Source organism: Paenibacillus sp. EPM92 (genome assembly GCF_016586185.1).
Taxonomy (GTDB): Bacteria; Bacillota; Bacilli; order Paenibacillales; family NBRC-103111; genus Paenibacillus_G; species Paenibacillus_G validus.
This window is the reverse complement of record NZ_BCPS01000035.1, coordinates 1-26,994: the sequence shown is the minus strand read 5'-3', so window position 1 is coordinate 26,994 and position 26,994 is coordinate 1. Positions and strand designations below refer to the sequence as shown.

29 protein-coding genes are annotated in these 26,994 nt (G+C 54.2%); 11 read left to right on the top strand and 18 right to left on the bottom strand.

All coding sequences use genetic code 11. The annotated features are described in order from the left end of the window. Positions 1 to 35: 35 nt before the first annotated feature. Positions 36 to 1,172 (bottom strand): A/G-specific adenine glycosylase, encoded by a 1,137-nt coding sequence (gene mutY / locus JMF85_RS06670; protein ID WP_155615717.1) that lies wholly within the window; start codon positions 1,170 to 1,172, stop codon positions 36 to 38. A gap of 187 nt (positions 1,173 to 1,359) precedes the next feature. Here mutY and JMF85_RS06665 point away from each other — a divergent pair, with 187 nt between their 5' ends. Beyond that, entirely contained in the window at positions 1,360 to 1,989 is a 630-nt protein-coding gene (locus JMF85_RS06665; protein ID WP_201317941.1) for a hypothetical protein, read from the top strand. Beyond that, positions 1,986 to 2,372: a c-type cytochrome gene (locus JMF85_RS06660; protein WP_230876356.1), complete on the top strand. Its 387-nt coding sequence runs from the start codon at positions 1,986 to 1,988 to the stop codon at positions 2,370 to 2,372. The genes JMF85_RS06665 and JMF85_RS06660 overlap by 4 nt, the downstream gene beginning before the upstream one ends. A gap of 67 nt (positions 2,373 to 2,439) precedes the next feature. Here JMF85_RS06660 and acpS read toward each other — a convergent pair whose 3' ends face one another. Continuing rightward, positions 2,440 to 2,847 carry a holo-ACP synthase gene (gene acpS, locus JMF85_RS06655; protein WP_127609002.1) on the bottom strand — a complete coding sequence of 136 codons (408 nt, stop codon included), beginning with the start codon at positions 2,845 to 2,847 and terminating at the stop codon, positions 2,440 to 2,442. Between the two features lie 102 nt (positions 2,848 to 2,949). On the opposite strand from acpS, the gene bioA reads away from it, so the two are divergent. Beyond that, complete coding sequence (gene bioA / locus JMF85_RS06650; RefSeq protein ID WP_155615715.1) at positions 2,950 to 4,314, top strand: adenosylmethionine--8-amino-7-oxononanoate transaminase; 1,365 nt, start codon at positions 2,950 to 2,952, stop codon at positions 4,312 to 4,314. Positions 4,315 to 4,392: 78 nt separating this feature from the next. Here the strand turns inward: bioA and nadE are convergent, their stop codons facing one another. From nadE to JMF85_RS28355, 4 genes are all read right to left on the bottom strand, one after another. Beyond that, on the bottom strand, positions 4,393 to 5,202 hold the full coding sequence (gene nadE / locus JMF85_RS06645) for an ammonia-dependent NAD(+) synthetase (protein WP_127609000.1): 810 nt from the start codon (positions 5,200 to 5,202) through the stop codon (positions 4,393 to 4,395). Positions 5,203 to 5,333: 131 nt separating this feature from the next. After that, positions 5,334 to 5,768, bottom strand: coding sequence for a BrxA/BrxB family bacilliredoxin (locus JMF85_RS06640; RefSeq protein ID WP_054798501.1), 435 nt, complete (start codon positions 5,766 to 5,768; stop codon positions 5,334 to 5,336). A gap of 145 nt (positions 5,769 to 5,913) precedes the next feature. After that, a complete protein-coding gene (locus JMF85_RS06635) occupies positions 5,914 to 6,342 on the bottom strand; it encodes a DUF3905 domain-containing protein (protein WP_054798502.1) in 429 nt (142 codons plus the stop codon). A gap of 27 nt (positions 6,343 to 6,369) precedes the next feature. Further along, positions 6,370 to 6,501 carry a hypothetical protein gene (locus tag JMF85_RS28355; protein ID WP_269103203.1) on the bottom strand — a complete coding sequence of 44 codons (132 nt, stop codon included), beginning with the start codon at positions 6,499 to 6,501 and terminating at the stop codon, positions 6,370 to 6,372. Positions 6,502 to 7,386: 885 nt separating this feature from the next. On the opposite strand from JMF85_RS28355, the gene JMF85_RS06630 reads away from it, so the two are divergent. After that, complete coding sequence (locus tag JMF85_RS06630; RefSeq protein WP_054800187.1) at positions 7,387 to 8,712, top strand: hemolysin family protein; 1,326 nt, start codon at positions 7,387 to 7,389, stop codon at positions 8,710 to 8,712. Between the two features lie 66 nt (positions 8,713 to 8,778). On the opposite strand, the gene JMF85_RS06625 is transcribed toward JMF85_RS06630, so the two are convergent. Then, positions 8,779 to 9,033 (bottom strand): hypothetical protein, encoded by a 255-nt coding sequence (locus JMF85_RS06625; protein WP_236595758.1) that lies wholly within the window; start codon positions 9,031 to 9,033, stop codon positions 8,779 to 8,781. A 158-nt stretch (positions 9,034 to 9,191) separates the two neighbouring features. On the opposite strand from JMF85_RS06625, the gene JMF85_RS06620 reads away from it, so the two are divergent. Continuing rightward, a complete protein-coding gene (locus JMF85_RS06620; protein WP_141336333.1) occupies positions 9,192 to 10,457 on the top strand; it encodes a BaiN/RdsA family NAD(P)/FAD-dependent oxidoreductase in 1,266 nt (421 codons plus the stop codon). A gap of 168 nt (positions 10,458 to 10,625) precedes the next feature. Here the strand turns inward: JMF85_RS06620 and JMF85_RS06615 are convergent, their stop codons facing one another. Together JMF85_RS06615 and JMF85_RS06610 are read right to left on the bottom strand one after the other, a co-directional pair. Then, complete coding sequence (locus JMF85_RS06615) at positions 10,626 to 11,525, bottom strand: cation diffusion facilitator family transporter (RefSeq protein WP_127608998.1); 900 nt, start codon at positions 11,523 to 11,525, stop codon at positions 10,626 to 10,628. 185 nt (positions 11,526 to 11,710) lie between these two features. Then, positions 11,711 to 12,139, bottom strand: coding sequence for a hypothetical protein (locus tag JMF85_RS06610; protein ID WP_155615711.1), 429 nt, complete (start codon positions 12,137 to 12,139; stop codon positions 11,711 to 11,713). 167 nt (positions 12,140 to 12,306) lie between these two features. Here JMF85_RS06610 and JMF85_RS06605 point away from each other — a divergent pair, with 167 nt between their 5' ends. After that, positions 12,307 to 12,660, top strand: coding sequence for a magnetosome magnetite crystal formation protein family (locus JMF85_RS06605; protein WP_201317940.1), 354 nt, complete (start codon positions 12,307 to 12,309; stop codon positions 12,658 to 12,660). Positions 12,661 to 12,763: 103 nt separating this feature from the next. Here the strand turns inward: JMF85_RS06605 and JMF85_RS06600 are convergent, their stop codons facing one another. Then, complete coding sequence (locus tag JMF85_RS06600) at positions 12,764 to 12,979, bottom strand: hypothetical protein (protein WP_155615710.1); 216 nt, start codon at positions 12,977 to 12,979, stop codon at positions 12,764 to 12,766. Between the two features lie 363 nt (positions 12,980 to 13,342). On the opposite strand from JMF85_RS06600, the gene JMF85_RS06595 reads away from it, so the two are divergent. Then, a complete protein-coding gene (locus JMF85_RS06595; protein WP_155615709.1) occupies positions 13,343 to 14,308 on the top strand; it encodes an aldolase catalytic domain-containing protein in 966 nt (321 codons plus the stop codon). Positions 14,309 to 14,436: 128 nt separating this feature from the next. Then, positions 14,437 to 15,273 carry an SPL family radical SAM protein gene (locus JMF85_RS06590; RefSeq protein ID WP_201317946.1) on the top strand — a complete coding sequence of 279 codons (837 nt, stop codon included), beginning with the start codon at positions 14,437 to 14,439 and terminating at the stop codon, positions 15,271 to 15,273. A 217-nt stretch (positions 15,274 to 15,490) separates the two neighbouring features. Here JMF85_RS06590 and JMF85_RS06585 read toward each other — a convergent pair whose 3' ends face one another. Next, the gene (locus JMF85_RS06585) at positions 15,491 to 16,894 is read right to left on the bottom strand and encodes an NAD-dependent malic enzyme (protein WP_201317939.1); all 1,404 of its coding nucleotides are present in this window, start codon (positions 16,892 to 16,894) and stop codon (positions 15,491 to 15,493) included. Positions 16,895 to 17,020: 126 nt separating this feature from the next. Next, on the bottom strand, positions 17,021 to 18,079 hold the full coding sequence (locus JMF85_RS06580; protein WP_201317938.1) for a redoxin domain-containing protein: 1,059 nt from the start codon (positions 18,077 to 18,079) through the stop codon (positions 17,021 to 17,023). A gap of 174 nt (positions 18,080 to 18,253) precedes the next feature. Here JMF85_RS06580 and JMF85_RS06575 point away from each other — a divergent pair, with 174 nt between their 5' ends. After that, a complete protein-coding gene (locus tag JMF85_RS06575; protein ID WP_127608991.1) occupies positions 18,254 to 19,042 on the top strand; it encodes a C40 family peptidase in 789 nt (262 codons plus the stop codon). Between the two features lie 67 nt (positions 19,043 to 19,109). Here the strand turns inward: JMF85_RS06575 and JMF85_RS06570 are convergent, their stop codons facing one another. From JMF85_RS06570 to coxB, 6 genes are all read right to left on the bottom strand, one after another. Beyond that, positions 19,110 to 19,574, bottom strand: coding sequence for a DUF420 domain-containing protein (locus JMF85_RS06570; RefSeq protein ID WP_127608990.1), 465 nt, complete (start codon positions 19,572 to 19,574; stop codon positions 19,110 to 19,112). A 44-nt stretch (positions 19,575 to 19,618) separates the two neighbouring features. Next, the gene (locus JMF85_RS06565) at positions 19,619 to 20,497 is read right to left on the bottom strand and encodes a cytochrome c oxidase assembly protein (RefSeq protein ID WP_127608989.1); all 879 of its coding nucleotides are present in this window, start codon (positions 20,495 to 20,497) and stop codon (positions 19,619 to 19,621) included. Positions 20,498 to 20,618: 121 nt separating this feature from the next. Further along, on the bottom strand, positions 20,619 to 20,936 hold the full coding sequence (locus JMF85_RS06560) for a cytochrome C oxidase subunit IV family protein (RefSeq protein WP_127608988.1): 318 nt from the start codon (positions 20,934 to 20,936) through the stop codon (positions 20,619 to 20,621). A 1-nt stretch (position 20,937) separates the two neighbouring features. After that, the gene (locus JMF85_RS06555) at positions 20,938 to 21,561 is read right to left on the bottom strand and encodes a cytochrome (ubi)quinol oxidase subunit III (protein ID WP_127608987.1); all 624 of its coding nucleotides are present in this window, start codon (positions 21,559 to 21,561) and stop codon (positions 20,938 to 20,940) included. Next, positions 21,558 to 23,369, bottom strand: a complete 1,812-nt coding sequence (gene ctaD / locus JMF85_RS06550) for a cytochrome c oxidase subunit I (RefSeq protein WP_201317945.1) — start codon at positions 23,367 to 23,369, stop codon at positions 21,558 to 21,560. The genes JMF85_RS06555 and ctaD overlap by 4 nt, the downstream gene beginning before the upstream one ends. 70 nt (positions 23,370 to 23,439) lie before the next feature. Next, a complete protein-coding gene (coxB, locus tag JMF85_RS06545) occupies positions 23,440 to 24,477 on the bottom strand; it encodes a cytochrome c oxidase subunit II (protein WP_201317937.1) in 1,038 nt (345 codons plus the stop codon). A gap of 417 nt (positions 24,478 to 24,894) precedes the next feature. On the opposite strand from coxB, the gene JMF85_RS06540 reads away from it, so the two are divergent. Both JMF85_RS06540 and JMF85_RS06535 read left to right on the top strand, forming a co-directional pair. Beyond that, positions 24,895 to 25,602 (top strand): YhcN/YlaJ family sporulation lipoprotein, encoded by a 708-nt coding sequence (locus JMF85_RS06540; RefSeq protein WP_236595757.1) that lies wholly within the window; start codon positions 24,895 to 24,897, stop codon positions 25,600 to 25,602. A 171-nt stretch (positions 25,603 to 25,773) separates the two neighbouring features. After that, a partial coding sequence (locus JMF85_RS06535; RefSeq protein WP_201317936.1) for a DEAD/DEAH box helicase occupies positions 25,774 to 26,994 on the top strand: 1,221 nt, incomplete at its 3' end.

Sequence of the window (26,994 nt, the reverse complement as noted above, 5' to 3'; positions counted from 1 at the left end):
AGACCGTCCGAGGCCGGGCGGTCTTTGGCGCGTCCTCAGGAAGAGGCGCACTCTCCGGAAAAATATGCGTTCAGAATCCGGATGAATACGTTCGGAAACGCGTGCTCGGCCATGTCCTCCCGGCCGATCCAGCGATAATGCGACGGCAGCAGCGGCCCGGCCTCGCCGAATACCGGCGACGCGTCCAGCCGGGCGGCATACACGTCCATATTCCAATGAATATGGCTGAATGTGTGCTCGGCCTCCATGACCCAGGCAAGCGCCTCCAGCCCGATCCCGTCTCCGGCCAGGTGCGCGTTCAGCGCCGCATGCGCAGTCGGCAGTCCCGCTTCGCCCGTCCGAGCGCCCGGTGGCAGCGCCGTATGCGGAAGCTCCCACATGCGGGCGAGCAGTCCGTTCTGCGGGCGCTGCCGGATCAATACCTTGCCGGCCTGCCGGCCGGCGCCTTCGATCAGCACGGCGGCGCGCGATTCCGGGCGCGGAGGCTTCGCCTTCGACTTGACCGGCAGCGTCTCCTCCATGCCGGCCGCCCGCCCGTCGCAATGCGCCAAGACCGGACAGGTCAGGCAGTGAGGCGACTTCGGCGTACAGACAAGCGCGCCGAGCTCCATCAGCGCTTGGTTGAAATCGCCGGCGGCGCCTTCCGGGATAAGCTCCTGCGCCAAAGCTTCCATGCGGACGCGGGTTTTCGGCTTCATGATGTCGTCCTCGATCAGGAAGTAGCGCGAGAGCACGCGCATGACGTTGCCGTCAACCGCCGGCTCCGGCTTATTGTACGCGATGCTGAGAATCGCTCCGGTCGTGTAAGGACCGACGCCCTTCAGCGAGGCGACATCGTCCTTCGTATCCGGCACGACGCCGCCGTACCGTTCATTCACTTCGCGCACGGCGCTTTGCAGGTTGCGCGCACGGGAATAGTAGCCAAGGCCTTCCCACGCCTTCAGCACCTCATCCTCCGGCGCTTCCGCAAGCGCCTGCACCGTAGGAAATTTATCGATAAACCGGTTGAAATACGGGATAACCGTGTCGACCCGGGTTTGCTGCAGCATAATTTCCGATACCCAGATATAATAAGGATTCCGGCTGCGGCGCCAAGGCAAATCCCGCTTATGACGCCGGTACCACGATAACAGCTCGGTGGAAAAGTAATGTTTTTGCGTTGATCGATCCATGTTGTCTCCTTTGCTCGGCTTCACTATCTATCTATTATACGATATTCGCCAAACGAGTAAAAACGATAATATTGGCTTAGCAAAGGCGCTACATTCCCCTTCTTCCGTACGTTTGACTTGGCGTCTCCGAACGTGTACGCTCAAATCATAATGATACATCCATTCATGAAGAGAGGTGAACGGAACTATGGGCCAAGCAGGCGCAGCCGCAGACAAACTATCCAAGGGCGGTAACGCCGAAGGCAGACACGCCGAAGGCAGACACGCCGAAGGCAGACACGCCGATCCCAAGGCTCTGTCGGATGCGAGAAGCGATGCGGTTCCTTATGCCGTTTACTTGTACATATGGGGCCTGGCATGGATTGCATCGGCCGCTCTCACGTTCCTGCAGCAGTTCCTCCAGCCCGGAGCAGCCCAGATCGGCATCACGGCCATCGCCGTTACGCTAACGGGATGGGTCCTCTATTATCGGCGCCGGAAGAACCGGCCTGTCCCTTCAACGCCCGGGGTAATCGTCATCGCGGCAGTTCCGGTCGTCATGGGCGTTCTATTCGCTCTTGCCCGATTCGGCTGGATCGATCCGTTGGACGGGTATATCGGCAAAGGGCTGCTGCTTGCGATTGTATACGCGGGGTTAAGCCGCTCGCTCGGACGGCCGGTTGTTTATTTAAGCCTATGGCAGTTCGCCGTCGCGCTGACGATCGGCTGGAGTTACCTTGGGTATGCGCCCGTCCTGATCGACGCATTCGGCGGGGCGGGTATGGTGGCGCTAGGCGTCATGATTCACATATGGAAAAGGGGATGGGTCAACCAATGAAGCTCAAACCATCAAGAATGCAAGCAGCCGCGCTAGCGGCAGTGCTGGCTGTCAGCCTCTTGTCGGGCTGCGCGTCGAAAAACAGTCCCGAACCGTTCGGCGGCGGCAAGTCGGGGAATGCCGCCACGGCGGAAGAAGCGATGGCCGGCGCCTCGGAAGCCGTGCAAGCGGTATACAAGCAGTCATGCTTGTCCTGTCATGCCAGCAACCTGGAAGGCCGGGTCGGGCCGAAAACGAACCTGAAGCAGGTTGGGGCCCGCTTAAGCAAGGAGCAAATCGTGAAGCAAATCGAGAACGGCGGCAACGGCATGCCGGGCTTTCACGGCAAGCTGAAGCCGGAAGAAATCAGCGCGCTGGCCGAGTGGTTGGCGGCGAAGAAATAAGAAGCCTGGCTTCAATAAGCTTCACCCTTCAAAATCCCGAATGCCGGCCCGTCCGCCATCCGGGATTTTAGGTTATCCGCTCCACCACGGCATACGCCATCGCCGCCGACTCCGAGTGCGTGATGCTGAGATGGATCACGAGGTCCGCTGCGGACGGCCCCGAACCCGCCGGATACAGCCGGTCCCACGCGGCGTCCGAGATCCGGCAAAGCGGCTTGCCCTTCTCGTCCGGCAGCACCTCGATGTCCTGCAGCGACACCTGCTTGCCGATGCCGCAGCCGAGCGCTTTCACCACCGCTTCCTTGGCGGCGAAACGGCCGGCCGTAAATTCCGCCAGCCGGCCCTTGCGGGCGTGCGCCAGCTCCCGCTCCCGCGAGGTCAGTACCCGCTCCAGAAAGCGCGCGCCCGAGCTCTGCTCCAGGATCGTCCGCACCCGTGCGATTTCCAGCAGATCGGTGCCGATTCCGATAATCATCGAACGTCTCCTCCTCTTCTCATTTCCGGACTTCCAATGGTACAATGTGGATTGGCTTTATCGTATCCGATCCGAAAGCGAAGTTCAAGGAGGAGCCGTGTGATGGATCCGAAGGAAAAAGAACGGCTGCTGCAAGCGGACCGCCGCTACGTCTGGCACCCGTTCACCCAAATGAAAGATTACGCCGAGCGCGATCCGATACTCATCGAGAAAGCGGAAGGCGTCTATTTGTTCGATGCGGACGGCAACCGTTATTACGACACCAATTCGTCGTGGTGGGTAAACGTTCACGGCCATGCCCATCCCCGCATCCGGGAAGCGATTGAGAAGCAGCTGCGCCAGGCCGATCATGTCATGTTCGCCGGCTTGACGCACCGCCCCGGCATCGAGCTCGCCGAACGACTCGTGCAGGTTACCCCGCAAGGTCTGGACAAGGTGTTCTATTCCGACAACGGCTCCACTTCGGTCGAGGTCGCGCTCAAGATGTCGTTCCAATATTGGCAGCAATCGGGCCGCGCCGGTAAAACGAAGTTTGCGTTCGTGGAGAACAGCTATCACGGCGATACGATCGGCGCCGTCAGCGTCGGCAGCGTCGATCAATATTTCTCGGTCTTTCGCCCGCTCTTGTTTGCCGCGTTCGGCGTGCCCTCGCCCGACCCGCGCAACGACCCGAACGGCGACGCGGAAACCAGCGCAGCCGCGGCGCTCGAAGCCGTTCGCGCGCTGTTCGCCGCATCGGCCGATCAGATTGCGGCCATCATCGTTGAGCCGATGCTGCAAGCCGCCGGCGGCATGATCATGTACGCAGCCTCGTACCTGCAAGGATTAAGACAGCTCTGCAGCGAGTACGACGTCCATCTGATCGCCGATGAAGTGGCCGTCGGCTTCGGACGCACCGGACGCATGTTCGGCTGCAACCATGCCGGAATATCGCCGGATTTCATGTGCTTGTCCAAGGGGCTGACAGCGGGCGTGCTCCCGCTCTCTGTGACGATGACGACCGCAGCCGTATTCGATGCGTTCTACGATGATTATGCGAAGCTGAAGACGTTCACGCATGGACACAGCTTCACGGGCAATCCGCTGTCGGCCGCCGCTGCGCTCGAATCGCTGCAAATCCTGGAAGACGAACGCGTGCTGGAGCATGTGGAGGAGGTGTCCGCGCATCTGAGCGAGCGCGTCCTCAGGTTCCAAGCGTTCCAAGGTGTCGCCCATCTGCGTACGCTCGGCATGGTTGCCGCTTTCGACCTGTACAAGGACGCGGCGCTCGGCGCCCGTTATGCCCTTGAAGACCGCATGGGCTTTCATATTTATTTGGAAGGCTTGAATGAAGGTCTCTTTCTCCGCCCGCTTGGGGATACGATTTACTACTGGCTGCCGCTCTGCACGACGAAAGCGCAAATCGACGACATCGTCGAGCGAACGTTCCGCGTGCTGCGCCGCGTGCTGCCCAGCGCCGGCGAATGAGCCCGGCAAATCAGCCGCTCGAAAAGCAAAACACCGTACGTTCGGGAACACTGGCCCGAATGTACGGTGTTTGCTTCATTAAATACCCGGAATCGGAGCGCGTTTATGCTCCGTCTTTATATATTGCCGCTCCAATTTCTCCTGCGCTTCCGGCGAAATCGTTTTGCCTTCGAGATAATCGCTGTTATCGTCGTAACTGATGCCGAGCTCCGCTTCGTCCGTCTGCCCTTCCCATAATCCGGCGGTCGGCGCTTTGTCCAGCACGCTCTGCGGAACGCCGAGCTTCTGCGCGAGCTGGCGCACCTGCCGCTTGTTCAGCGTGCTGAGCGGCGTAATGTCCACGGCGCCGTCCCCGTACTTCGTGAAGAAGCCGGTAATCGCCTCGGACGCGTGGTCGGTCCCGACCACGAGCAGGTTCAGCTCGAACGCCAGCGCATACTGCACGACCATGCGCGTTCTCGCCTTCACGTTCCCTTTGCCTCCGCGGCTCAAGTGGCGGTGTACGCCGATTGACTTCAAGCCGTACTCGGCTTCCAAGGCAATTTCATTCACGGCTTCTTCAATGTTCGTCTCCACCCGGTACTTCAGCTGGAATGCATCGGCCACCGCATAGCTGTCCGAGATGTCGACCTGCTCCCCATAAGGCTGGAACACGCCGACCGTCTTGAACTCCCTTCCCTTCTCCGCCGTCAGCTCGTCCGTCGCGATCTTACACAAGCCTGCCGCTACCGCGCTGTCGATGCCTCCGCTGATCGCAATCAGAAGTCCGTCTACCCCGGATTTCACAACGTATTCCTTCAGAAATTCGACCCGGCGGCGAATCTCTTCATCCGTGTCGATCACCGGCTTCACGCCGAGTTTGGCAATTATATCCTGCTGCAAACTCATCCCAACAGCACCTCTCCTCTTCGACTCTTCGGAGTCCGAATGTTACGCTTTCGTTGTACCGGATTATACCATATACAAAAACTCCCGTCGACGACGCCGAAGCGAGTCGAAGGGAGTTTGGGAGCGCGCTATTATTTGCAATAGGTTTCGAATGCGTTGATCAAGTCGCCCGCAATCATATCGGCGGAACGATCTTCGATCTGATGACGCTGGATGAAATGAACAAGCTGTCCGTCCTTCATCAAGGCGATAGACGGCGACGACGGCGGATACGGTGCGAAGTACTCGCGCGCTTTCGCCGTTGCTTCTTTATCTTGTCCGGCAAATACGGTAAACAACCGGTCCGGCTTCACTTCGTGCTGAAGCGCCTTCGCTACGCCCGGACGGCACTGGCCTGCCGCACAGCCGCAGACGGAGTTGACGACGATAAGGGTCGTGCCTGTTTTATTTTCCAACGCTTCGGTTACTTCCTCGGGGGTACGAAGCTCTTGTACGCCGATTCGGGTTAAATCATCGCGCATCGGCTGAACCGAGTCGCGCATAAAGCTTTCGAATGACATGGACATAGGTGTTTCACTCCTTTTCCTAACATAAAGGTATATGAACTATCGGATGTCCCCATTATACTCGGCTCGCGGGTTGAAAGCAAAGCCTATTCCTCATGCCATTCCCCCGAAATCGATCATGGTGCCGTGTAAAACCCGCCGCACTTCATGACTTGCTTCGTTTGCTTCCCTTCTCTTTCGAATCCGCCTCGCCGCTTTGAAACGATTTATAGGCGACGTCTTTATCCGAATGCATGAAAGGGTAGCCTTGCGGAACGATGCCTTCTTCGAACAAGTCGCGGTTTTCCTTCGTTTGGAAGCCTATGTCTTTATAAGGGTGCACCCATTCGTCACCGGACATGACCGCCGGATCGACGTCTTCATTCCATTGCTCGAGCGGCGATTCGACCGATTCGTATTCGTGATCTCCGATCAAGACGCCGTGTTCGTTCACGAACGCTTCGCGAGGCCCGCGCTCCGACTTGAACTCGGGCTTGAAGTTTATCTCGAACGGATCCAGCTTCGGATCGTTCTTGCGGTTATAGTTGATATCCGTTTCGACGTTATCGTAAGACTCTTCCGACTTGTCGCTCATCGAACACCCTCCTTCTGGAGAACGGAATTAGGTAGAAGGACGATTCGGTCCGTTCAGTTTCTTGTCCGTGCCTCCGGCTTGATCCGCTTCGTTTATTTGGCTGGCTTGTTTAACTTGCTCCTTGGAATCGCGGCTATGCGTTTTATCCGGCTGCGCCATCGCATGTTATCTCCTTTGCTTCGTATTCTTAGTATGCATGAGCTTTAACAAAAACAATCAAATCCACGGTTGAAGAAAACCGGTATTACCTAAAGTATGGCACAATGTAAAGTGACCTTATGCTTCAATCCCCGAGGAACAATTTAACAATCGCGTTTGCAGCTATGATTCCAAACCGCCCGCTTCCGCAAAAGCAGATCAAAGAAACGAACGACAAAAAGGACCTCGCCGACTTTCAATCTGAACGAAGCCCTTTTCTTTGTAAACACTTTATCCTGTATAAACTTTGCAAAACTAGGCTGTATATGCAAAACAGGTTACCCCTATTGTGAATCTCAACGCTTGTAACTAAAACAATGAAAGCCCTGCCTCTCTTCCATCCTTGCGGCTCCGAAGACCGCGCCAGTGTGAATCAGATTACCTATCACGTACTTCCTACGTTCCTTATCAGGGACACATTCCGAATCTTCTTGAGCGGAAACAATCGAGTAAATGAGGAATTCGATTCTGATGGGGGTAATTGAGGTTAATAAAGCTAATCATTATCATACTATAATTTAAAAAATATTGCAAGTGGTATTTCCTCTGAAGCTTTGTTCCATCAGTCACCTGTCGTGCCAATTTCAAGGCAGTCCCCGGTAAAGTAGACGGGCCGAAACCGGTTTTCGCACAAAATCACGCAAATTCGCGTCAATAGGGTTGAAATCAGGCATTACGAATGCAGAGTAGGGGCGCAGCACGTTGACGTGCACCCTCAAGGCCAGACCTTCGGTTTGAGCGGGTTCTTCCATTCCGATATAATGAACTATAAGCATTATTTATTATTTTTAATTGATCGTTTAAGGGAGGTGTACCTATCCGCCTGACTCAGGGGATAGGGAATGATTGAGTAGTGACCCGTTACCTTTATTGATTAACGCGGTTTTAATTGTTGTTTTAATTGCGCTCAACGGCTTCTTCGTGGCCGCTGAGTTCGCTATCATCAAAGTTCGTAACACCCGTATCGATACGCTTGCCCAAAGCGGCCATTTAAGCGCCCGCATTGCCAAGACGATCACGGGCAACCTGAACGCGTATTTATCCGCCTGCCAGCTCGGTATTACGCTGACGTCCCTCGTGCTGGGGTGGGTCGGCGAACCGACCATATCCAAAGTGTTGGAGCCTATCCTCAAGGATTGGCTGGGCTTGAGCCCCGTCGCCATGCATGCGGTTTCGTTCATTATCGCCTTCTCGGTGATTACCGCCTTCCACATTACACTTGGCGAACAATTTCCGAAAACGTATGCGATTCGGCAATCGGAGAAGGTTACCTTGTGGACCGCCATCCCGCTTATTCTTTTCTACAAGCTGATGTTCCCTTTTATTTGGCTGCTGAACGGCGTATCCAACTGGATGCTGCGGCTCGTCGGGATCGAACCGACGAACGACCACGAATCGGCTCACACCGAGGATGAAATACGCGTCCTCATGAAAGAAAGTCACAAAAGCGGATTTATCGACAACACAGAGCTTACGCTGTTTGATAATATATTCGAATTTACCGAGACGAACGCACGCGAAATCATGATTCCGCGTACCGACATGGGCTGTCTTTACGCCAATCTTCCGTTCGAAGATAATATGGAGATCGCGCTCAAGGAAATGCGTACACGGTATCCGGTCTGCGATCCCGATAAGGACAATATTATCGGTTTCGTGCACATTAAAGATCTGCTCAAGGCGCAGAATGGATTAGACGATATTCGGACCATCCTCAGGCCGATGACCAAGGTGCCCGACTCGATGCCGATCAGCAACCTGCTGAAGCTAATGCAGCGCAAGAAGGTGCAAATCGCGCTGCTGATCGACGAATACGGCGGCACGGCCGGTATGGTGACGATTGAAGATATTTTGGAAGAAATCGTCGGCGAAATTCAAGACGAATTCGACCCGGACGAACGGCCGAGCATCGAGAAGAAGGACGATTCAACGTTCTCCATCGACGGTCGTACGTTGATCGACGAGGTCAACGACCATCTCGGACTCGAAATCCAATCCGAGGACTACGATACGATCGGCGGTTGGATCTACGCGCAAGTTGAAATTCCGCCGAAGCGCGGGCAATCGGTACTGTACGAGGATCTTTACGAGTTCACCATCGAGGAAACGGACGACTTGCGTATCGCCCGCCTGACCGTCCGCAGCTTGCAAGCCCAGCCGCAAACGGCATAATCATAAATACATTTAAAAAACGAGGCCGATTTTTCGGACCTCGTTTTTTCTCACGACCGGACTCGGCTATGGATAGGGGCATTGATGAAGAATGCGCAGCTCGTTCAATTGCTGCCACAGTTGATGCATATGCGTTTTACTGATCATAACCGCCTCTTTTGTCGCTCGAAGCGCCTCGGCGTTCTGCATGATGTCCCTCATCAATCTCCGGTTTTTGACGCCCAGCTGCAGGATGCGCTTCTCCATATCGTCCAACTGCGTTCTGCCCGAGTGGCGGTTTACCTCACGTGAGCCTGCTTGAAACGCGTTCGATGCATTCATGGTACGATCAAACCTCCTTTTTTACAAGGGTTGGCACAACGATTATAATGGAAGTCTGCTATAGAAAATGTCAAAGCACGTAGCAGGAATATCACTATTTTTGTCGGAAAAAAATACGGTACAATAAAAACAAATGAAACCATATAGGAGCATAACGAATGGCTTATGACGTAATTGTAATCGGCGGAGGCTCAGCCGGATTGATGGCCAGCGTGGCTGCAAGCGAGCACGGTGCAAAGGTTTTGTTGGTGGACAAAGGGGATAAACTGGGGCGCAAGCTCGGAATTTCCGGCGGAGGCCGCTGCAATGTGACGAATGCCAAAGAGCCGGATGAACTGATCAAGCATATTCCGGGCAACGGACGCTTCCTGCATAGCGCTCTTGCGACATTCAGCAATCGCGACATCATCGCCTTCTTCGAAGGGATGGGCATCCGCTTGAAGGAAGAAGACCGCGGGCGCATGTTCCCGGTGAGCGACAAGGCCAAGACCGTGGTGGATGCGCTTGTGAATCGCGTGCGCCGTCAAGGCGTCTCCATTCGTGTCAACAGCCCGGTTCGCCGGGTGTTGTACGATGAGGAGCGCGCATGGGGCGTCGAATTGACCACCGGCGAACGGATTAACGGACGCGCCGTCATTATCGCCACCGGGGGCAAGTCGGTGCCGCAAACCGGCTCGACCGGCGACGGATACCCTTGGGCAGAGGCCGCCGGTCATACGATCACCGAGCTGTATCCGACGGAAGTGCCGCTAACGTCGAATGAACCGTGGATTCGCAGCAAGGAGCTGCAAGGGCTATCGCTGCGCGGCATTACGTTATCGGTCTGGACTCCGAAGGGGAAGAAAATCGTCGAACACGAAGGCGACCTGCTGTTCACCCACTTCGGCTTGTCCGGCCCGGCCGCGCTGCGCTGCAGCCAGTTCGTCGTGAAGGCGAAGAAGCAGTTTAACGTCCCGAGCGTGCGGCTGACGATCGATTTGTTTCCCGATAAGAGCGTGGATGAGGTGTACGCCGATACGTATCGGCTGGCCCGGCACGAGCCGAAGAAAGCGGCCAAGAACGTCTTGAAACCGCTCCTCCCGGAACGGCTCGTTCCTTTCGTGCTCGAACGGGCGGGTATTAAGGAAGACGTCACGTTCGATAACATTCCAAAGCAGCCATGGATGGATATGGCGAAGCTGCTGAAGGCGTTTCCCGTGGAAGTGAATGGCACGCTATCGCTTGAAGAAGCTTTCGTCACCGGCGGCGGCGTCAACCTGAAGGAGGTCGATCCGCGGACGATGCAGTCAAAGCTGAAGCTTGGGCTGTACTTTTGCGGCGAAGTGCTGGACATTCACGGCTATACCGGCGGCTACAACATCACGGCGGCATTCACAACCGGGTATACGGCAGGGAAAAGCGCAGCGGAATTTGCAAGGAGTTAGTTTCACAGTTTCACAGCTTCACGGCGGCTGCGAGGTCGTTGATCGTCGGCATCGCGGGCGCGGAATGGCGCACTCGTTTTCCGGCCGCCGCCTTCGCCAGAAGCGCCTCCGCTTGTCCTGCCGCACCGCGTTCTGTTTAAGCGCTGCTCATAAAAAAACGGCGACCCCTTATCGATAAGGTTGGTTGCCGTTTTTTTCTTGCTCTTCGAAAGGCTCGATATGCACATGCACATTGTTCACCCGATGCTCTCTGAGCATCCGCCGTTCGATTTCATCGCTGATATCGTGGCTTTCGCCGACGGACAATTCGGCGCTTACCTCGACGACCACGTCAAGCAGCACGCTGTTGCCGTGAATGCGGGCGCGAATATCCTTAATGCGCTTGACGCCCGGCGTTGTCTTGACGGTCTGCTTGAACACCTTCAGCCGCTGGTCGTCGAAGCCGTCCGTCAACGTATGCGATGCATGGGAGAACACTTCCCAAGCCGTTTTCAAAATAATAAGACCGACGATCAGCGCCGCTACTGCATCGAGTACCGGAAAGCCAAGCCGCGATCCGATGATGCCGACGGCGGCGCCTATACTGACGAGCGCGTCGGAACGATTGTCCTGCGCAGCGGCCATCAGCGATTGGTTCTCGATCCGTTTGGCCAACCGGTAATTGTAAACGTACACGCCCCACATGACGGCGGCGCAAGCCAGAGCTACCCAGGCGGCCAGCATGTCCGGCGCCGTGCGCTCATCGGCGAAGAAGCTGCGGCCCGCTTGCAAGACAACTTGCAGGCCTGCTGCTGCCATAATAAACGAAGCGATGAGCGAAGCGATCGTTTCCGCCCGTTTATGCCCATACGGATGATCGCGATCCGGCGGCTTCCGGGAAATGCGAAGCCCGATCAGCACCGCCAGTGAAACGACGATATCCGTCGTATTGTTAATTCCGTCCGCCGCGAGCGCTTCCGAACCGGTCATATAACCTATGGTTATTTTAAAAGCGGACAAAAAAACATAGGCGACGATACTAAGCCACGCGCCCTTTTCGCCCTCTTTCAAAGAATCATAGGAATCCACAGCGTTTCCCTCCATCCTCTATTGAAAAACCCTATCATTCCCGAAGTCCCAACCCATCATAGCAAACGAATGAGGTGTGGGTCTAGAGAAACAGTGTTTTCCGAGCTAATAAAAATAGGCGCAGGGCAACTTTGTTTTCCCGGTCAAATGTTGTGGGACTTGTCCAACGGTTTTGGCCTAATCCACTATAAATGAATACCCGCGTCGAAGCCGTCGTAATCTTCCCCGGACGGGTCGAATTTCGCGGGCTCATCCTTGTAGGCGCCGCTCGAGCGGTTCGAGTAAGCCGAGGCGGATAAATGAACCTCGGCTTCATCCGGTTCAACCTCGTTCACGAAGTGGGCGGGAATCGGAATGAGCCCGTCCGGATCGTATGCCATGGCATACGTCGAAATCTCGGACGGAGATGCTTGCCCCTCCAGAAGCCGACCGCCGTGAGCTTGCGCGACTTCGAGAGCCGACGTCAGATCATTGCGATCGACGATGACGTGCAGAACGGGGCTCTTCGTCTCCGTATGCAGGCTGACCTTGTAGCCAAGCTCCTCCAGCGTATCAAGCGCCATATAAGCTTCCTGGTTCGTCTCGAATTGAAAAAAGATCGGGGTGTGGGTCATGTGTGCCTCGTTCCTTTCTTGGATATGGCTGGATTTAGGTTGCCCCATCGCTTTACGGTTATTCCTCGGAAAGGCGAACATACTCGAACGGCTATCGGCATAAGATGGTAGCGGCTAATCTGGGAAGCTCTTCCGCATCCAGACCTGAGAAAGGAGGTGTTCCACCGATGTCTGACCCCGGACAGACGCCGCCGCAAGGCTCCCCCTCTCCGACGCCGGAAGATGTGCGGGCCAACAAGGCCGTTGCCGCTATCGCTTATCTGTTGTTTTTTGTGCCGCTGCTCGCCGCGAACCATTCACGCTTTGCGATGTATCACGCCAATCAAGGCCTTATGCTGCTGCTCGCCTTGATCGCTTGCAACATCTTACTGGGACTTATTCCTCTGCTCAATTTGCTGCTCGTGCCTTTAGCCCACCTCGTGTGCCTCGTATTCTGCGTGATCGGGATGATGAATGTGATCAACGGGGATATGAAGCCGCTGCCGCTGATCGGCCGTATTGAGATCATTAAGCATCCCTAGGATCAAAAAAAGGCGCTTTATCCCTAGGATGAAACGCCTTTTTGGGTATGACGGCTGCCGCCTGCTGCCTAGTTGACGAATTCCAGTCCGGTCAAAAGCCGCTTCAGCAGCACGGCCGCTTGAGCCCTTGAAGCGTTCTGCTGCGGCGCAAATTCATTTTTTTTGCGGCGGCGTCATCCCCGGCTGCGAGCGAGTCGCCTAAATCCAAATACGTGAGCGGTTTCGGCCATACCGGCTCGTCCTGATCCTGCACGAGCAAGGACGCGGCCTCGGTTGAAGCGACCGGTCCGGCGCCCCAAGCAGCGAACGGGACGATCATGACGAACAACATGACGAATAAGGTAAACGATGCGATTTTACGAATGTACTTGGATCCTCCCGAATCAATGATCTTTTTCTTAGTGAACTTCCTGAAAAAGCGTTCCTCCTCCCTCTCATTATAGATACTATTTGTATATTATATTAGATTTTGATAGCAGGTCGCCCTGCACAACGGTTGGCCGACTGATTTTTCAATATATAAGGAAATTGCCACTCGTTCTGGAATTTGTTATGATTGACAAATACAAAAAACTGTGTAAAATTAGTAATTAATAAAATACTTTACCGCTTAAAAGCTAAAAAGCTTAAAAGCCCGAAAGATGTCAGCGAGCACTTGTTAATTTGGAGAGGGGTAATTTTGATGACACGCGACACACACCACAAAATTTTGGATTGTACGATCCGCGACGGCGGTTTAGTGAATAACTGGGACTTTAGCGTCCAATTCGTGAAGGACATGTACCAGGGTCTAAGCGAAGCCGGCGTCGAATATATGGAAATTGGTTACAAAAACTCGGCCAAATTGCTGAAAGGTGCCGATGCCGGCCCTTGGCGCTTCCTTAACGAGGATTTCCTGAAGGAAGTCATCCCCCAAAAAACCAGTACGAAGCTTTCCGCGTTGGTCGATATCGGCCGTGTGGATGAGAAGGATATTCTCCCGCGCGATCAAAGCATGTTGGATCTGATCCGCGTCGCTTGTTACATTAAAGATGTGGACAAAGCGCTCGATCTGGTGCGAAAATTCCACGACTACGGCTATGAAACGACGATCAACATCATGGCGCTTTCGCATGTGATGGAGAATGATCTGAACGAAGCGTTCGAAGAAATCGCCAAAAGCCCGGTCGATGTCGTGTACGTCGTCGACTCCTACGGCAGCATGGATCACAAAGACATCGACTACCTAGTGTCCAAATTCCAACGACTGCTTCCGAACAAGAAGCTCGGCCTGCACATGCACAACAACATGCAGCTGGCGTTCTCCAACACGATCACGGGTGCGAGCAAAGGCGTCGAGTTCCTCGACACGTCCGTCTACGGAATGGGTCGCGCAGCGGGCAACTGTCCGACTGAACTGCTCGTCAGCTACTTGAAAAACCCGAAATACGATCTTCGTCCGGTGCTCGGCATTATCGAGAAACACATGATTTCGATGCGCGAGAAATGGGAGTGGGGTTACATCATCCCTTACATGATCGCCGGCGTCCTGAACGATCACCCGCGTGCCGCGATGGCCATTCGCTCCAGCGACGACAAGGACAAATTTACGGAGTTCTACGACAAGCTGACTTCCCCGGAAGTGATGCCGACCGGCTCCACTGACTAATAGCACATATCTGACCCGGTTTTCCATGCTGCTGCAGCGGCGGAGAATCGGGTTTCTCTATTGGCGCGCAGCCTCTGAAGCGGCCACCGGCTCCAACAGTCATTCGGAAAGGATTCGTGCTGAAGCTTATGTCCCGTCAAAAATCCATCAAAGTCACAGCGCCCAAGCGGCTGCTCCTTCCCGCATCGGGCTTCTTGAGCGGGTACACGCACACGTTAAATCCGTATGTAGGCTGTGCCTTCGCTTGCTCATACTGCTATGTGCGGGAGATGCCGGTCGCGAAATTTCGCGGCTCGCCTTGGGGCGATTGGGTGGACGTAAAAGCAAATACGGCCAGCTTGTTGAGCCGGGAGTTGAAGCGTGCCGGACGCAAAAAACCGGTTACGGTATTCATGTCGTCCGCGACGGACCCCTACCAGCCTGAGGAGTTCCGCGCCTGTCTGACGCGGTCTTGGCTGGAGGTCATGGCGGCATCCCCGCCCGAGGAGCTCGCCTTCGTGATGGTGCAGACGCGCAGCCCGTTGGTCACGCGCGATATCGACGTGCTGCGGCGGCTCGGGCCCCGCGTCCGCGTCAGCCTGACCATTGAGACCGACATGGAGTCGGTCCGGAAGCTGTTCACGCCGGCGGCGCCGCCGATTGCCGCCCGATTCGCGGCCTTGCGGCGGCTCGCCGAGGCGGGGGTGCCGACGCAGGCCGCCGTGTCGCCCGTGCTGCCGTGCAGCGACGGGCTGGCCGACCGGCTGGCGGAAACCGGTGTCGATCGCGTGGTGATCGACGATTATTTTATGGGCGACGGCAGCCAGGGGCGCCGGACGGAGAGGCTTGGTATGCGCGAGCTGTATCGCGCGAACGGGTACGACGCGTGGTACGACCGCGGCGCGTACTTGCGCGTGCGGGAGCAGCTCGCGCGGCGATTCGAGGCGCAGCGGATACGCGTGAGCCAAGAGGGCTTTATGCCCTGAAGCGGGCGGGAGCCGACCGGGCGGACGGGCGTTCGACGCGTTTCTTCGCAAGTTGGCCTTGCGGGCTATCCGCTATTGATGTAGTATCGCGAGTTAAAAAATAACCCCCCAACTCCACTTTAACAGTGGTTTTGGAGGGTTATTCGTTTATTCTTGAAAAACTGTCTTCATCAAGGGGTTACCCTTTGGGCCACGCCTTCTCTCTTCCTGCACGATCCTACCGGAAATCCGGCGGAATCCGTCTTGCCACCCCGGTTAGGATAGCGGCTTCGATAATTGCGTGGCGAACCTTCGTCACGACCTTGTCGTTAAATATACTCGGGATGATGTAGTGCTCGTTCAGCTCCGCTTCGGTAACAACCGAAGCGATTGCGCGGGCAGCCGCCAGCTTCATCGGCTCGTTGATCCGCCGTGCCCGGCAGTCGAGCGCCCCACGGAAAATACCGGGGAACACGAGCACGTTATTGATTTGGTTCGGATAGTCGCTTCGGCCTGTTGCAAACACACGAACATGCGGGAGCGCTTCCTCCGGCGCAATTTCCGGTTCCGGATTCGCCATCGCGAAGACGATGCTGTCCGGCTTCATTTTCTTGATGTCTTCCTCGTTCAGCAAACCGCCCCGCGATACACCGATAAACACGTCGGCGTCTTGAATAACGTCCTTCAGCGTTCCGGCCTTATCTTCGACTTGCGGCTGGTCGGCCAACCACTGCCACATCGGGTAAGGATAGCTGCCTCCGCGAACGATGGCACCCTCGCGGTCGACAGGCACCAAGCGCGTCACCCCTGCGGCGAGCAGCATTTTGCAGATCGATACGCCTGCCGCTCCGATTCCGTTGACCACAACGCGGACGTTCTCGATTCGTTTACCGACCACTTTCAAGGCATTCAGCAAACCCGCGATAACGACGACAGCCGTTCCGTGCTGATCGTCATGAAACACCGGTATATCGAGCTCCTCGTTCAGGCGCGTCTCGATCTCGAAGCATCGCGGAGAGCTGATATCCTCCAGGTTAATGCCTCCGAAAATCGGGCTGATCGCTTTAATAGTACGAATAATTTCTTCCGTATCCTTCGTATCCAGACAAATCGGGAACGCATCGACGCCGGCGAGCTGCTTGAACAGCATCGCTTTCCCTTCCATGACAGGCGCGGCTGCATGCGGACCGATGTCGCCCAGTCCGAGCACTGCCGTTCCGTCGGTGATGACGGCTACCGTATTGCGTTTTATCGTAAGCGAGTAAGCTTTTCTCGGATTTTCATGAATTGCGGTACAAACTCTAGCCACCCCAGGGGTGTAAACACGGGACAAGTCGTCGCGGTTTTTGATCGGCAGATTCGGCTGCATGTTGATTTTCCCGCCTAGATGCACGAGAAACGTACGGTCGGATACGTTAATCAGCTTGATCCCGTCATGCGATTTCAACGCTTCAACCACCTGCGACTCGGCGGATTCCGCCACATCGACGGTAATATCGCGTACCGACGATTCCTTGCCGGGACGAATAACGTCGATCGAGGTGATGTCTCCCCCTGCTTTACTGATTGTTGCAGCTACATCTCCGAACGTTACTTGCTCATGATTGAGCTCCACACGCAAAATAATACTTGTCTGTGCCACGCTGATTCCCTTCCTTCAACTGAAAAGTGATGTCACGAAAACGTATATATGACCTGCCAATAGATTCATGGTATCATGCGTAAGGTTTTTTATGCAAATGAAAAAGAGCTTGCACCCCTATTAGAATCATTTTTCACTTTTATTTGTTATTTTCTCCCATGCCGACATCAGCATATCGCCGTTCATCGGCCCGGGATGCTTCTCCCGAATGACGCCGCCGGGGTCGACGACATACGTAGCCGGGTAGGCATTCACGCGGTAAGTATCCGTCACGCCCCCCGTCGTGTCAAGCGCAATCGGGAAGGTAATCTTCCATTCCTTAACCCACGCCGCAACGACCGGTACGCTAGCCTCGGTATGCGTCGCGTTAACGCCCAGAATCACCACGCCGTCTCTTGCATAATCCGAGTAAAATTGCTGCATATACGGCATCTCCGCCTGACAAGGCGGACACCAGGTCGCCCAAAAATTAACAAACACGGTTTGGCCCCTGTAATCCGACAATCGGATGGTTTCCCCATTCAGCAGTTTTAGCTCGAAATCAGGGGCCTGCTGTCCGACGCCCAGTCCGGGCACTCCTTCCGCTGTTCCCGCCGCAGGCGGCCCCCCCGGCTTGTCAAACAGGCCGTTCGCCACTGTAATGACCAGCACCCAGCCAATCGCAATGACTAGCAGCCTCTGCACCGACGCGCGATGGGTCTCCGGCAAAGGGGAACGCAGCCAAACGATGGCGGCTGCCGCGCCCAACGCCCCAATGATGCCCGATGTGACCGGCTGAAAGCCGCTCATTATAAAATGCAGCGCATGAAATATCGCATACCCCCCCAAAACCGAGACGGCTAACGAATCGATATAAACAGGTCTGCCTATTTTTCTTTTCTCAGCAGCGATTGCTGCATATCCGGCCGAGAGCAGCCAAGCAAGCCAAACTCCGCGCCGACCGCCGTTAAAATAAAGCAGCGACATCGGATTTTCCAATACAGCGCGAAAATCCAGCAGCAGCAAACTTAATTTCCAGACAAGCACCCACACAAGCAGCGCATTGACGGCAATCGACGTAACAATGCCTCTATCGGATCTCCGAAGCAACCGCAGGTGCAGCGCGCCGTAGCCCGCCGCAATCGCACCCATGATCAGCAGCATGTTGTAATGGAGGACAAGCGGTCCCCATGTCCATGTATTCATCGTTGACGTTCACCTGTCTCCCTTTCATCTGGCTATAATTCCATTGTGGAACGGTCTGCCGTCCGTTGTCAACTTGTTGTCGCGTCCCACGAACGAAGCCGATTCCCGGCAATCGCGGAAGCGTCGGCACTTACATGCATACCACAACACCTAGAACTGCAGGAGGGAATTTCTATGAAAAAGCAAATCGTTGCCGTTGTCCTTGCCGCCACGTTTACGGTCGGGTCCTTGGCCGCATACGCCGATCAAGCCCACGCCGCCGCCACCGGTACGATTACAAGCAGCGTGAACTTCCGTAAACAACCTGATACAAGTTCAGCTGCATACGGTTACCTCAAAGCCGGAGAAAAGGTTACCATCCTGTCCAAAGTCAACGCCTGGTGGTATCAAGTGCAAGACGACCAGGGCCGCACCGGCTATATCTCAACGAGCAGCAAATACGTCCGGGTATCGGACTCCTCTCCGATCAGTTCCGAGACGCCTTCCGGCGGGTCGACAACAGCTCCCTCGACGGGCAATACGACAGCAGCCATTGATAAAATAATCGCGGCTGGCAAGAAGTACTTGGGCACCCCTTACGAGTATGGGTCAGACCGTTCCAATACCCGTACTTTCGACTGCTCTGACTTCGTCCGTCAAGCCTTCAAGGAAGGTGCCGGCGTGACGCTCCCGAGCGATTCCCGCGCCCAAGGCAGCTATGTCAAGTCACTTGGGAATACGACAACGAACTGGAAAAGCCTAAAGCCCGGCGACCTGATGTTCTTCATGGAGTATCGCGGAAGCAGCAAATCGTCATACCCGTCCAACAAGGCCAATCAGCGCATCACTCATGTCGGCATTTACCTAGGGGAAGGCAAAGTTTTGCATACATACTCCAAGGAATCCGGCGGGGTTCGGATCGATAGTATCGAGAACAAGCACTGGGAATACCGCTTTATGTTCGGCGGCAGCGCTTTAAAATAATGTTGTTATACCAAAGAAAGAAGACCTTCCCCGAATTGCCCTTGAGGAAGGTCTTCTTTCTTTCTGCTTATAGCCCGAAGATTGCATCGATCATCGGTTTCGTTTCGCCGCCCGGATACAACACATACAGCAGCGTGTACACCGCGACGCCCGTCGGTGCAGTCAACAGCCACATAACGGCTGTCCAGCGCCCGATTTTCTTATGTTTGGCAAAACGCTCATTAAACGCATGCAGCAGCGTTACGATACCGAAAACGCCCGCAGCGGTAGCCAGCGCTATATGGAAGAACAAAAATAAATGATACGCCAGCTTCAGCTCTTCCGGCCCGCCGAAGCTTGTGTTGCCGACAAAAATCGTGCGGCTCGCATAAATCAGAAAGAAGGCAAGCGCGAAGCCCGCGCCCCACAACATCAGCTTCTTATGCGTATCCCGGTTGCCCTTAACAATATGATACCATCCGAATGCAACGAATATCGCGCTTATGACGATAAAGCTCGTACTGATCGTAGGCAGCAAAACGGAAAGCTTCATAAACTAGTCCACCACCATTCGCAACTCAATCTATTCGATATAGCTTAGGCTCGGTTCACATTCCCTGACGCCGGATAATAATCATCGTCCGCAAACTCTTCCTCATCCTCGCGTTTACGTTCCCTTCGGTACCAACGGTAGAACGTGTAGCCGAGTGCCATGCCGTAAACGATTTCCTGGACGATTTTCATGATGACTCCGCCCAACTGCTGATCGTCGAGCATCGGGAGCAGCAGATGATACTCGGGCACAGCCGAATACATCGCGTACATCGGGTCTTTGGCGAAAATAATGAGCGCACAAGCGGGCGTTAGCAGCACCCCATTGATGAAAATGTACGCCATTCTCTTCAGCTCGGACATCCGGCTGTACTCGGGCATCGGGCAAAACACAGGAAACCAGAGCATAAACGCCGACAGCAAGAAGACCGCCTTATAGAGCGTGAGAATCGTAGGATGAGTCATCAACCAATCCATCACGACCGGGATATGATAAACCGAAAAAATAAAGTTGAACAAAAACAACGCAAGCACGGGATTGGTCATTATATACACGACACGCTTAGCCGTTTCCCCTTGGATCGCGGAGCGCATAAGCCATCCCGGCAAGCCGAGCAGCAGGAGCGGCGGCATAATTAAATACAAGATGGACTGCTGAAACATGTGCACACTGAAAAAATAGTGATGCCCGTAATAGGCCAGCGGGCTTCCTTCCGCGGCATACCATAGGATTAAACCAAGCCAACCGTACAGCTGCAGCTTGAGGGGTACGGGTTCGCTGTCCGCAAACCGATGCCGCCAAGCGTTAACGCATAACGTATACAACACACCGACAACAAGCAGCAGCAGGAGCAGGCCTGGGCTCCACAACTCGGCAAACGTTCCCGCTGCTCCATGTCCTGAATGGGAAACAGTGGAATCCATATCGGTTAACTCCTTTCGGGCGTAGCCCCAAATTCGAGTCTGTGTCTGATTCGTGAATTTTTTCCCAAAGTATTTTAAAAAAGAGGGGCTTTCAATAATGACAAGCCGCCTCTCTTCTATCTTACCACCAGAGCCAGTAAACACCGGCCGCAACAGCTGTAAGTGCAACAAACGTTCCGAATGCTAACCCGATGATCGGGAAAAAGTGGCCCCGATCCTTCATGTGCATCCAATAAGCAAGCTGGAAAATGACCTGGACAACGGCCAAACCAACAAGGAAGAAGATAATAAACGTGCGATCCAAACCGCCGTACAGAACTACGGCGAAAGCCAGCATGGTCAACACGATCGAAACAATGTACGAAATGTAATGGTTTCGAGGTCCTTCCAAACGGTGACGATGATCTCCAGCCGAAGATGATTGGTGCTGATTACTCATCTTATGGACCCACCTTTCCGAGGAGGTATACGACCGTGAAGATGAATACCCAAACGACGTCGATAAAGTGCCAGTACAAACCGGCTACGTAATACTTAGGCGCCGTAACCACGGTTAAACCTTTTTTGAACCCGGAAATAATCAACAAGGTAATCCAAAGCACACCGAAGGCAACGTGCGCTCCATGAAACCCTACCAACGTATAGAACGAAGTAGCGAAGGCGCTCTTCGAGAACGTGTGGCCTTCGTGCACGTAGTGAACAAACTCGTAAATTTCAAGACCCAAGAACGCCAGACCGAGCAATACGGTTACTGCCATCCACGCTTGCAGCTTCTTGAACTGATTGCGGTGAAGCGCCATCGTGGCAAATACGCTGGTCAACGAGCTCGTCAGCAGGATGAACGTTGAAATCGCAACAAGATCCATCGTGAACAAATGCTGAGCCGTCGGACCGTCCGGCACTTGATTCCGGAGGGCGATGAAGGAAGCGAACAACGTACCGAACAGTACGCATTCGCCGCCAAGGAACAACCAAAAGCCCAAAACTTTATTCTTACCTTCCAAGGTTGCTGTTTCCGCGTGAGGTGGCAGGGCACCGCCTACTTCATGATGTGCTGCACTCATGCCTTAACCCCCTTATCGTTTAACTCTTCGGGCTCGATATGGAAGCCGTGATCGTCATAGACGGAACGGAAGAACATACATATGAGCGTAAACCCGATACCGAGAATACTTACAATATAAATGTGGTACATAAAGCCATAACCGGCGATAAACAAGCCGAGCGACATCAGGAAAGGCAGAATCGAAGGCGACGGCATATGAATCGAGCCCAGCGGCTCGGCCGGCGTCATCTCTTTGTTGCCCGCCATTTTCTCTTTCCAGAACGCATCGTAACCGCGTACGAGAGGCGTTTGTTTGAAGTTGTATTCCGGTGCCGGGGACGGAATCGTCCACTCGAGCGTACGAGCATCCCAAGGGTCTGACCCTGCATTCATCGGTTTTCTGGCAGTAGCCGCGATATTGATCAGGAACACGATCATACCGATACCCATCAAGAAAGCGCCGATCGTACTGATAAAGTTACCTTGTTCCAAGCCAACGCCCGGCTGGAATGTAAACACCCGGCGCGGCATCCCCATCAAGCCGAGGAAATGCTGCGGGAAGAACGTCATATGGAAGCCGATGAAAAATGTCCAGAAGTGGATTTTGCCCAGCGTTTCGTTCAACAAGCGGCCAAACATCTTCGGCCACCAGTAGTACGAAGCCGCGAACAAGCCCAAAACCAAGCCCCCTACGATAACGTAGTGGAAATGCGCAACGACGAAATACGTGTCGTGGTACTGGAAGTCAGCCGCCGGTACGGCGAGCATAACGCCCGTTACGCCACCCATGGTAAACGTCGGAATAAACGAAGTGGCGAACATGTTAGCTGTTGTAAAGCGGATTTGACCGCCCCACAGCGTAAACAGCCAGTTAAAGATTTTGACGCCGGTCGGAATCGCGATCGCCATCGTCGCAACCCCGAATATGGCATCCCCGACAGGGCCAATACCTGTTGTAAACATGTGATGCGCCCAAACCATGAAGCCCAGGAATCCGATCAAAGCCGTTGCGAATACCATGGAGCTGTATCCGAACAAACGCTTACGCGAGAATGTAGCTACGATCTCGGAAATAATACCGAAAGCCGGCAAAATCAAGATATAAACCTCAGGGTGACCGAAGATCCAGAAGATGTGCTCCCAGAGAATCGGATTACCGCCCTTCGCAACATCAAAGAAAGCACCGCCAAAAATCCGGTCGAACATCAATTCTACAAGACCGACCGTAATGGCAGGGAAAGCGAACAAAATCAGCAACGATGTAATGAACGATGCCCAAGTGAACATCGGCATTCTCATGTAGGTCATGCCCGGGGCACGCATATTAATGATCGTAACCAGGAAGTTGATCCCCCCGATCAGCGTACCGATACCGGCAATCTGAAGACCGAGCACGTAGAAGTCAACGCCCTTGAATGCCCCCGTAGCATCTATAATACCGGAGAGCGGCGGGTAAGCCGTCCAGCCGGCGGCAGGTGCGCCGCCCAAAAACCAAGACGTATTGAGCAATAAGCCCCCGAAGACGAAAAGCCACAAACCAAGTGCGTTTACGAACGGGAACGCAACGTCCCGGGCCCCAATCTGCAAAGGAACGATGGCATTCATAAAGGCGAAGATGACCGGCATCGCCGCCAAGAAAATCATGGTCGTACCATGCATGGTTGTTAATTGGTTGAACGTATCGCCGATAAAAATCTTTTGATCCGGATAAAGCAACTGAATACGAATCAAGATCGCTTCGATTCCGCCCAGTAAGAAGAAAATTCCGCCGGCGATCATATACAGAACACCGATCTTTTTATGGTCAACCGTCGTCAGCCAGTCCATCAGACCGGTGTGCCGTTTTACCGTGTGTGCGTGAGCCACGTATTTAACCTCCTTTTTCCCTGATGCTCGTTTACTGAGGCAACTTCAGCGAATTCAAATATTTAACCAAGTCGTTGATCTCTTGATCCTTAAGCGCTTTAGCTACATTCGGCGCGCCTTCGGAAAACGCAGGCATCTTCGCACCCGGCTTCACCGATTGGGGATCTGCGATCCATTGCTTCAAGCTCTCATCATTATGCGGCAAAATGCCGGCTATTTTCTCGCGTGAAGCGAAACCGTTCAAGTTCGGTCCTGCGCCGAGCCCCTGCGCGTTGACCGCGTGACAGGACAAGCAGTTGTCTTTAAAGATCTGCTCTCCGGCTTTGGCGTCTGCAGGAATTGCCGCCGGCGCTTTCATCTTCGCAACCCATTGATCGAACTGAGCCGGTTCCATCGACTTGACTTTGAAATCCATCAAGGTGTGGGACGCACCGCAAAGCTCCGCACATTTACCCAAGAATGTATCCGCATCGTCGGCTTCCAAGTAATAAACGTTCGTCAAGCCCGGGTTCGTGTCCATCTTACCGCCGAGCGAAGGAACCCAGAAGGAGTGTTTCACATCGGAAGCAGTTAGTTCGAAAGCGATTTTCTTACCCGTTGGAATAACCAGATCCTGTGCCGTGGAAATGCCCAGCGACGGATATTCAAACTGCCACCAGAAAGCATGGGCCGTTACTTTGACCGTAAGCGCATCCTTGTTTTCTCGGTGGTCCTCCAACACCTTGAAGGTGTATTGAACCGTCGGCACCGCCAGAACCAGGAGCAGGATAATCGGAATAACCGTCCAAATGATCTCCAGCGTATGGCTGCCTTCCACTTGTTTCGGAATGATGTCTTTCTCGCCTTTTTTCTTTCTAAAACGAACCAAGACATACAAATAAATCGCAAACACGACAACGACGACCGCAATCATGATCCCGAAGCTGAGTTCCATCAGGAACATCTGATCTCTGGCCACCGGACCCCTTGGCTTCAAGGCGGAAATCGTATCGTCCCCACACCCCGTTAGCAGCAGCATCATCAACCCGAAGAGAGGGATGAAACGCCACAGATTTTGCCATCGAATCATCTTATCAATCCCACCTTATGAAGCAAGTATTTTTCGAACAAAATAGGTCATATCTTGTCAATGAACCTAATTACCATTATAACTATAAATTCGTCCCTGTTTTTTGTCAATGAATCTGGGAAAGTTCACAAAACGTTCGGAAGTCTAGGTTTATCAAGCTTTTCGAGGCTTTCGGCCTCTTTGTAAAATGCGTTTTGGCCGACCTCTGGAATGGCGCAGACCCTCACATACGGTTCTATTAGGTTATTTCCATAAAGCGGCCGGTTTATGCATGTTTTGGACTCCCGTACAGGCGAATCAAAACACATTCGGAGACCCATTCTAATGTCAAGGAGCAGCAGTCGCGTCCAGCAGAACACAATCTGCATTCTATCGTTTGCAATGCGCTGATTCCTATTCATGAAGGAGGGCTTTCGTTTGCGTACTCTTCGATCGATATCCGTGGCCGCCATAATGATGCTTTGCCTTATTGTTACCGGCTGCTTCAGTTGGTACGACTACAACAGCGCCAATAACTATGGAAGTAAAAGGGATATGCCGAGACAGGACACGTCCCGCGCTTATCAGACCCAGCAGCAATACGCTCCCGTCACGCATCAAGTGTCCAAGCTGGAGATGAGCCAGCACCTGTCCGATCAGGTAGCCGCCATGGACGGCGTCAGCAGCGCGATCGTCATGATGGGCGATAACACCGCTTATACAGCCATAACGATTGATATGACAGCTACCGGAACGCGAGGCGGCGATGTGAGAGGAACCGAAACCAATAATTACGGTATCGTGAAAGGGTTATATAATCCTTATACCCCTGAGAACGACTATGCGGATCCGAACCAGCTGATTACGGGAAGCGGCGCCGAAACGGAAATGCATCACGAGCATCTCTCCCATCTGTTCAAGCAAAAAATCGCTGAAAAGATTCGTTCGCTGCAGCCTAGTGTGACGGACGTGTATATCTCCGCCAATCGTACGGTTGTCAATGAATTTAACCGCATCGCTCAAGAGAGCTGGCAAGGGCGTTCGCTGGAGCCCTACCGACCGCAATTCATCCAGCTGATGGAGCTTACCTTCGGAACGGCCCCGACCATACCGAATCAAGCGGAAGGCAACGGACGGGAATATTAGCCGCGTCGAGCGGACTGCACATGGCCGATGCGCGGCGTGTGCAGTTTCTTTTTGTACAGGATTGCTGTAGAATGCTTTATTAATAAGAAGTAATTATTTCAGAAATGGTCCGCAGCTGCCGTACCGGCCGCTATCGGGCGCATTCAAATCGGTTCTATAGGAGATATTATAATGAAGAAAAATGAATTCGCCGCTCTTGGTATCGAGGACAACCTCGCCGAAGCTTTGCACAAATTCGGGTATGCTGAGCCCACCCCTATCCAGAAGGAAGCCATCCCCGCCGTTCTCTCAGGCGCCGACCTGATTGCGCAGGCGCAAACCGGAACAGGTAAAACGCTCGCTTTCGTCCTGCCGATGCTGGAAACGGTACGTCCCGAAAGCCCGAACGTGCAGGCGCTGATCGTAACGCCGACCCGAGAGCTGGCGATTCAAATAACGGATGAAGTCAAGCGCTGGGCGGCCTTTAAAGAGCTGAGCGTGCTATCGGCTTACGGCGGACAAGACGTGGAAAGACAAATACATAAGCTCGAGGGCAGCGTACATATTATAATTGCAACGCCCGGCCGCTTGCTCGATCATATCCGCCGCGGCACCGTTAAACTGCATAAGCTTTCGATGCTGGTGCTGGATGAAGCCGACCAAATGCTGCATATGGGCTTCTTGTCGGAAGTGGAGGAAATTATCTCCGTTACCCCATCCAGGAGACAAACGCTATTATTCTCGGCCACTATGCCTCCGCGTATCCGGCAATTAGCCAAGGAATATATGCGGCCGCCTGTTGAAATCGAAGTGAAAGCGAAACGCGTGACGCTGGATGAGATCGAACAAGTCGTTATTCAAACGACAGACCGCGGGAAGTTCGAGGCGTTATGTAAAATTATTGACGAAGAAAATCCGTATCTCGCGATGGTTTTTTGCCGGACGAAGCTCCGGGCCAGCAAGCTGCGCACCGAGCTTGCCGAGCGAGGGTATTCCTGCGATGAGCTGCACGGGGATTTGACGCAGGCCAAACGCGAACAGGTGATGAAGCGGTTCCGCGACGCCAAAATTCAGCTGCTCGTCGCCACCGATGTGGCTGCGCGCGGGCTGGATGTGGAAGGCATTACCCATGTCATCAACTACGATATCCCGCATGACGCGGAAAGTTATATTCACCGCATCGGCCGCACCGGGCGAGCGGGTCAGACCGGCAAGGCGATGACGTTCGCCGCTCCGCGAGACGGGGCTTATCTGGAGCTGATCGAGCGCGGAATTAAGGCGACGCTGTCCAAGCGCTCAGGCCGCGGGCAGCAGGCGGATGCTGGCGGAGCGGCGGAGCGGCCGGGACGCGGCGGCGCAGAGCGCCAAGGGCACGGGACGCGCGGGCAGAGCCGCGGCGGCGGCAGAGCCGGG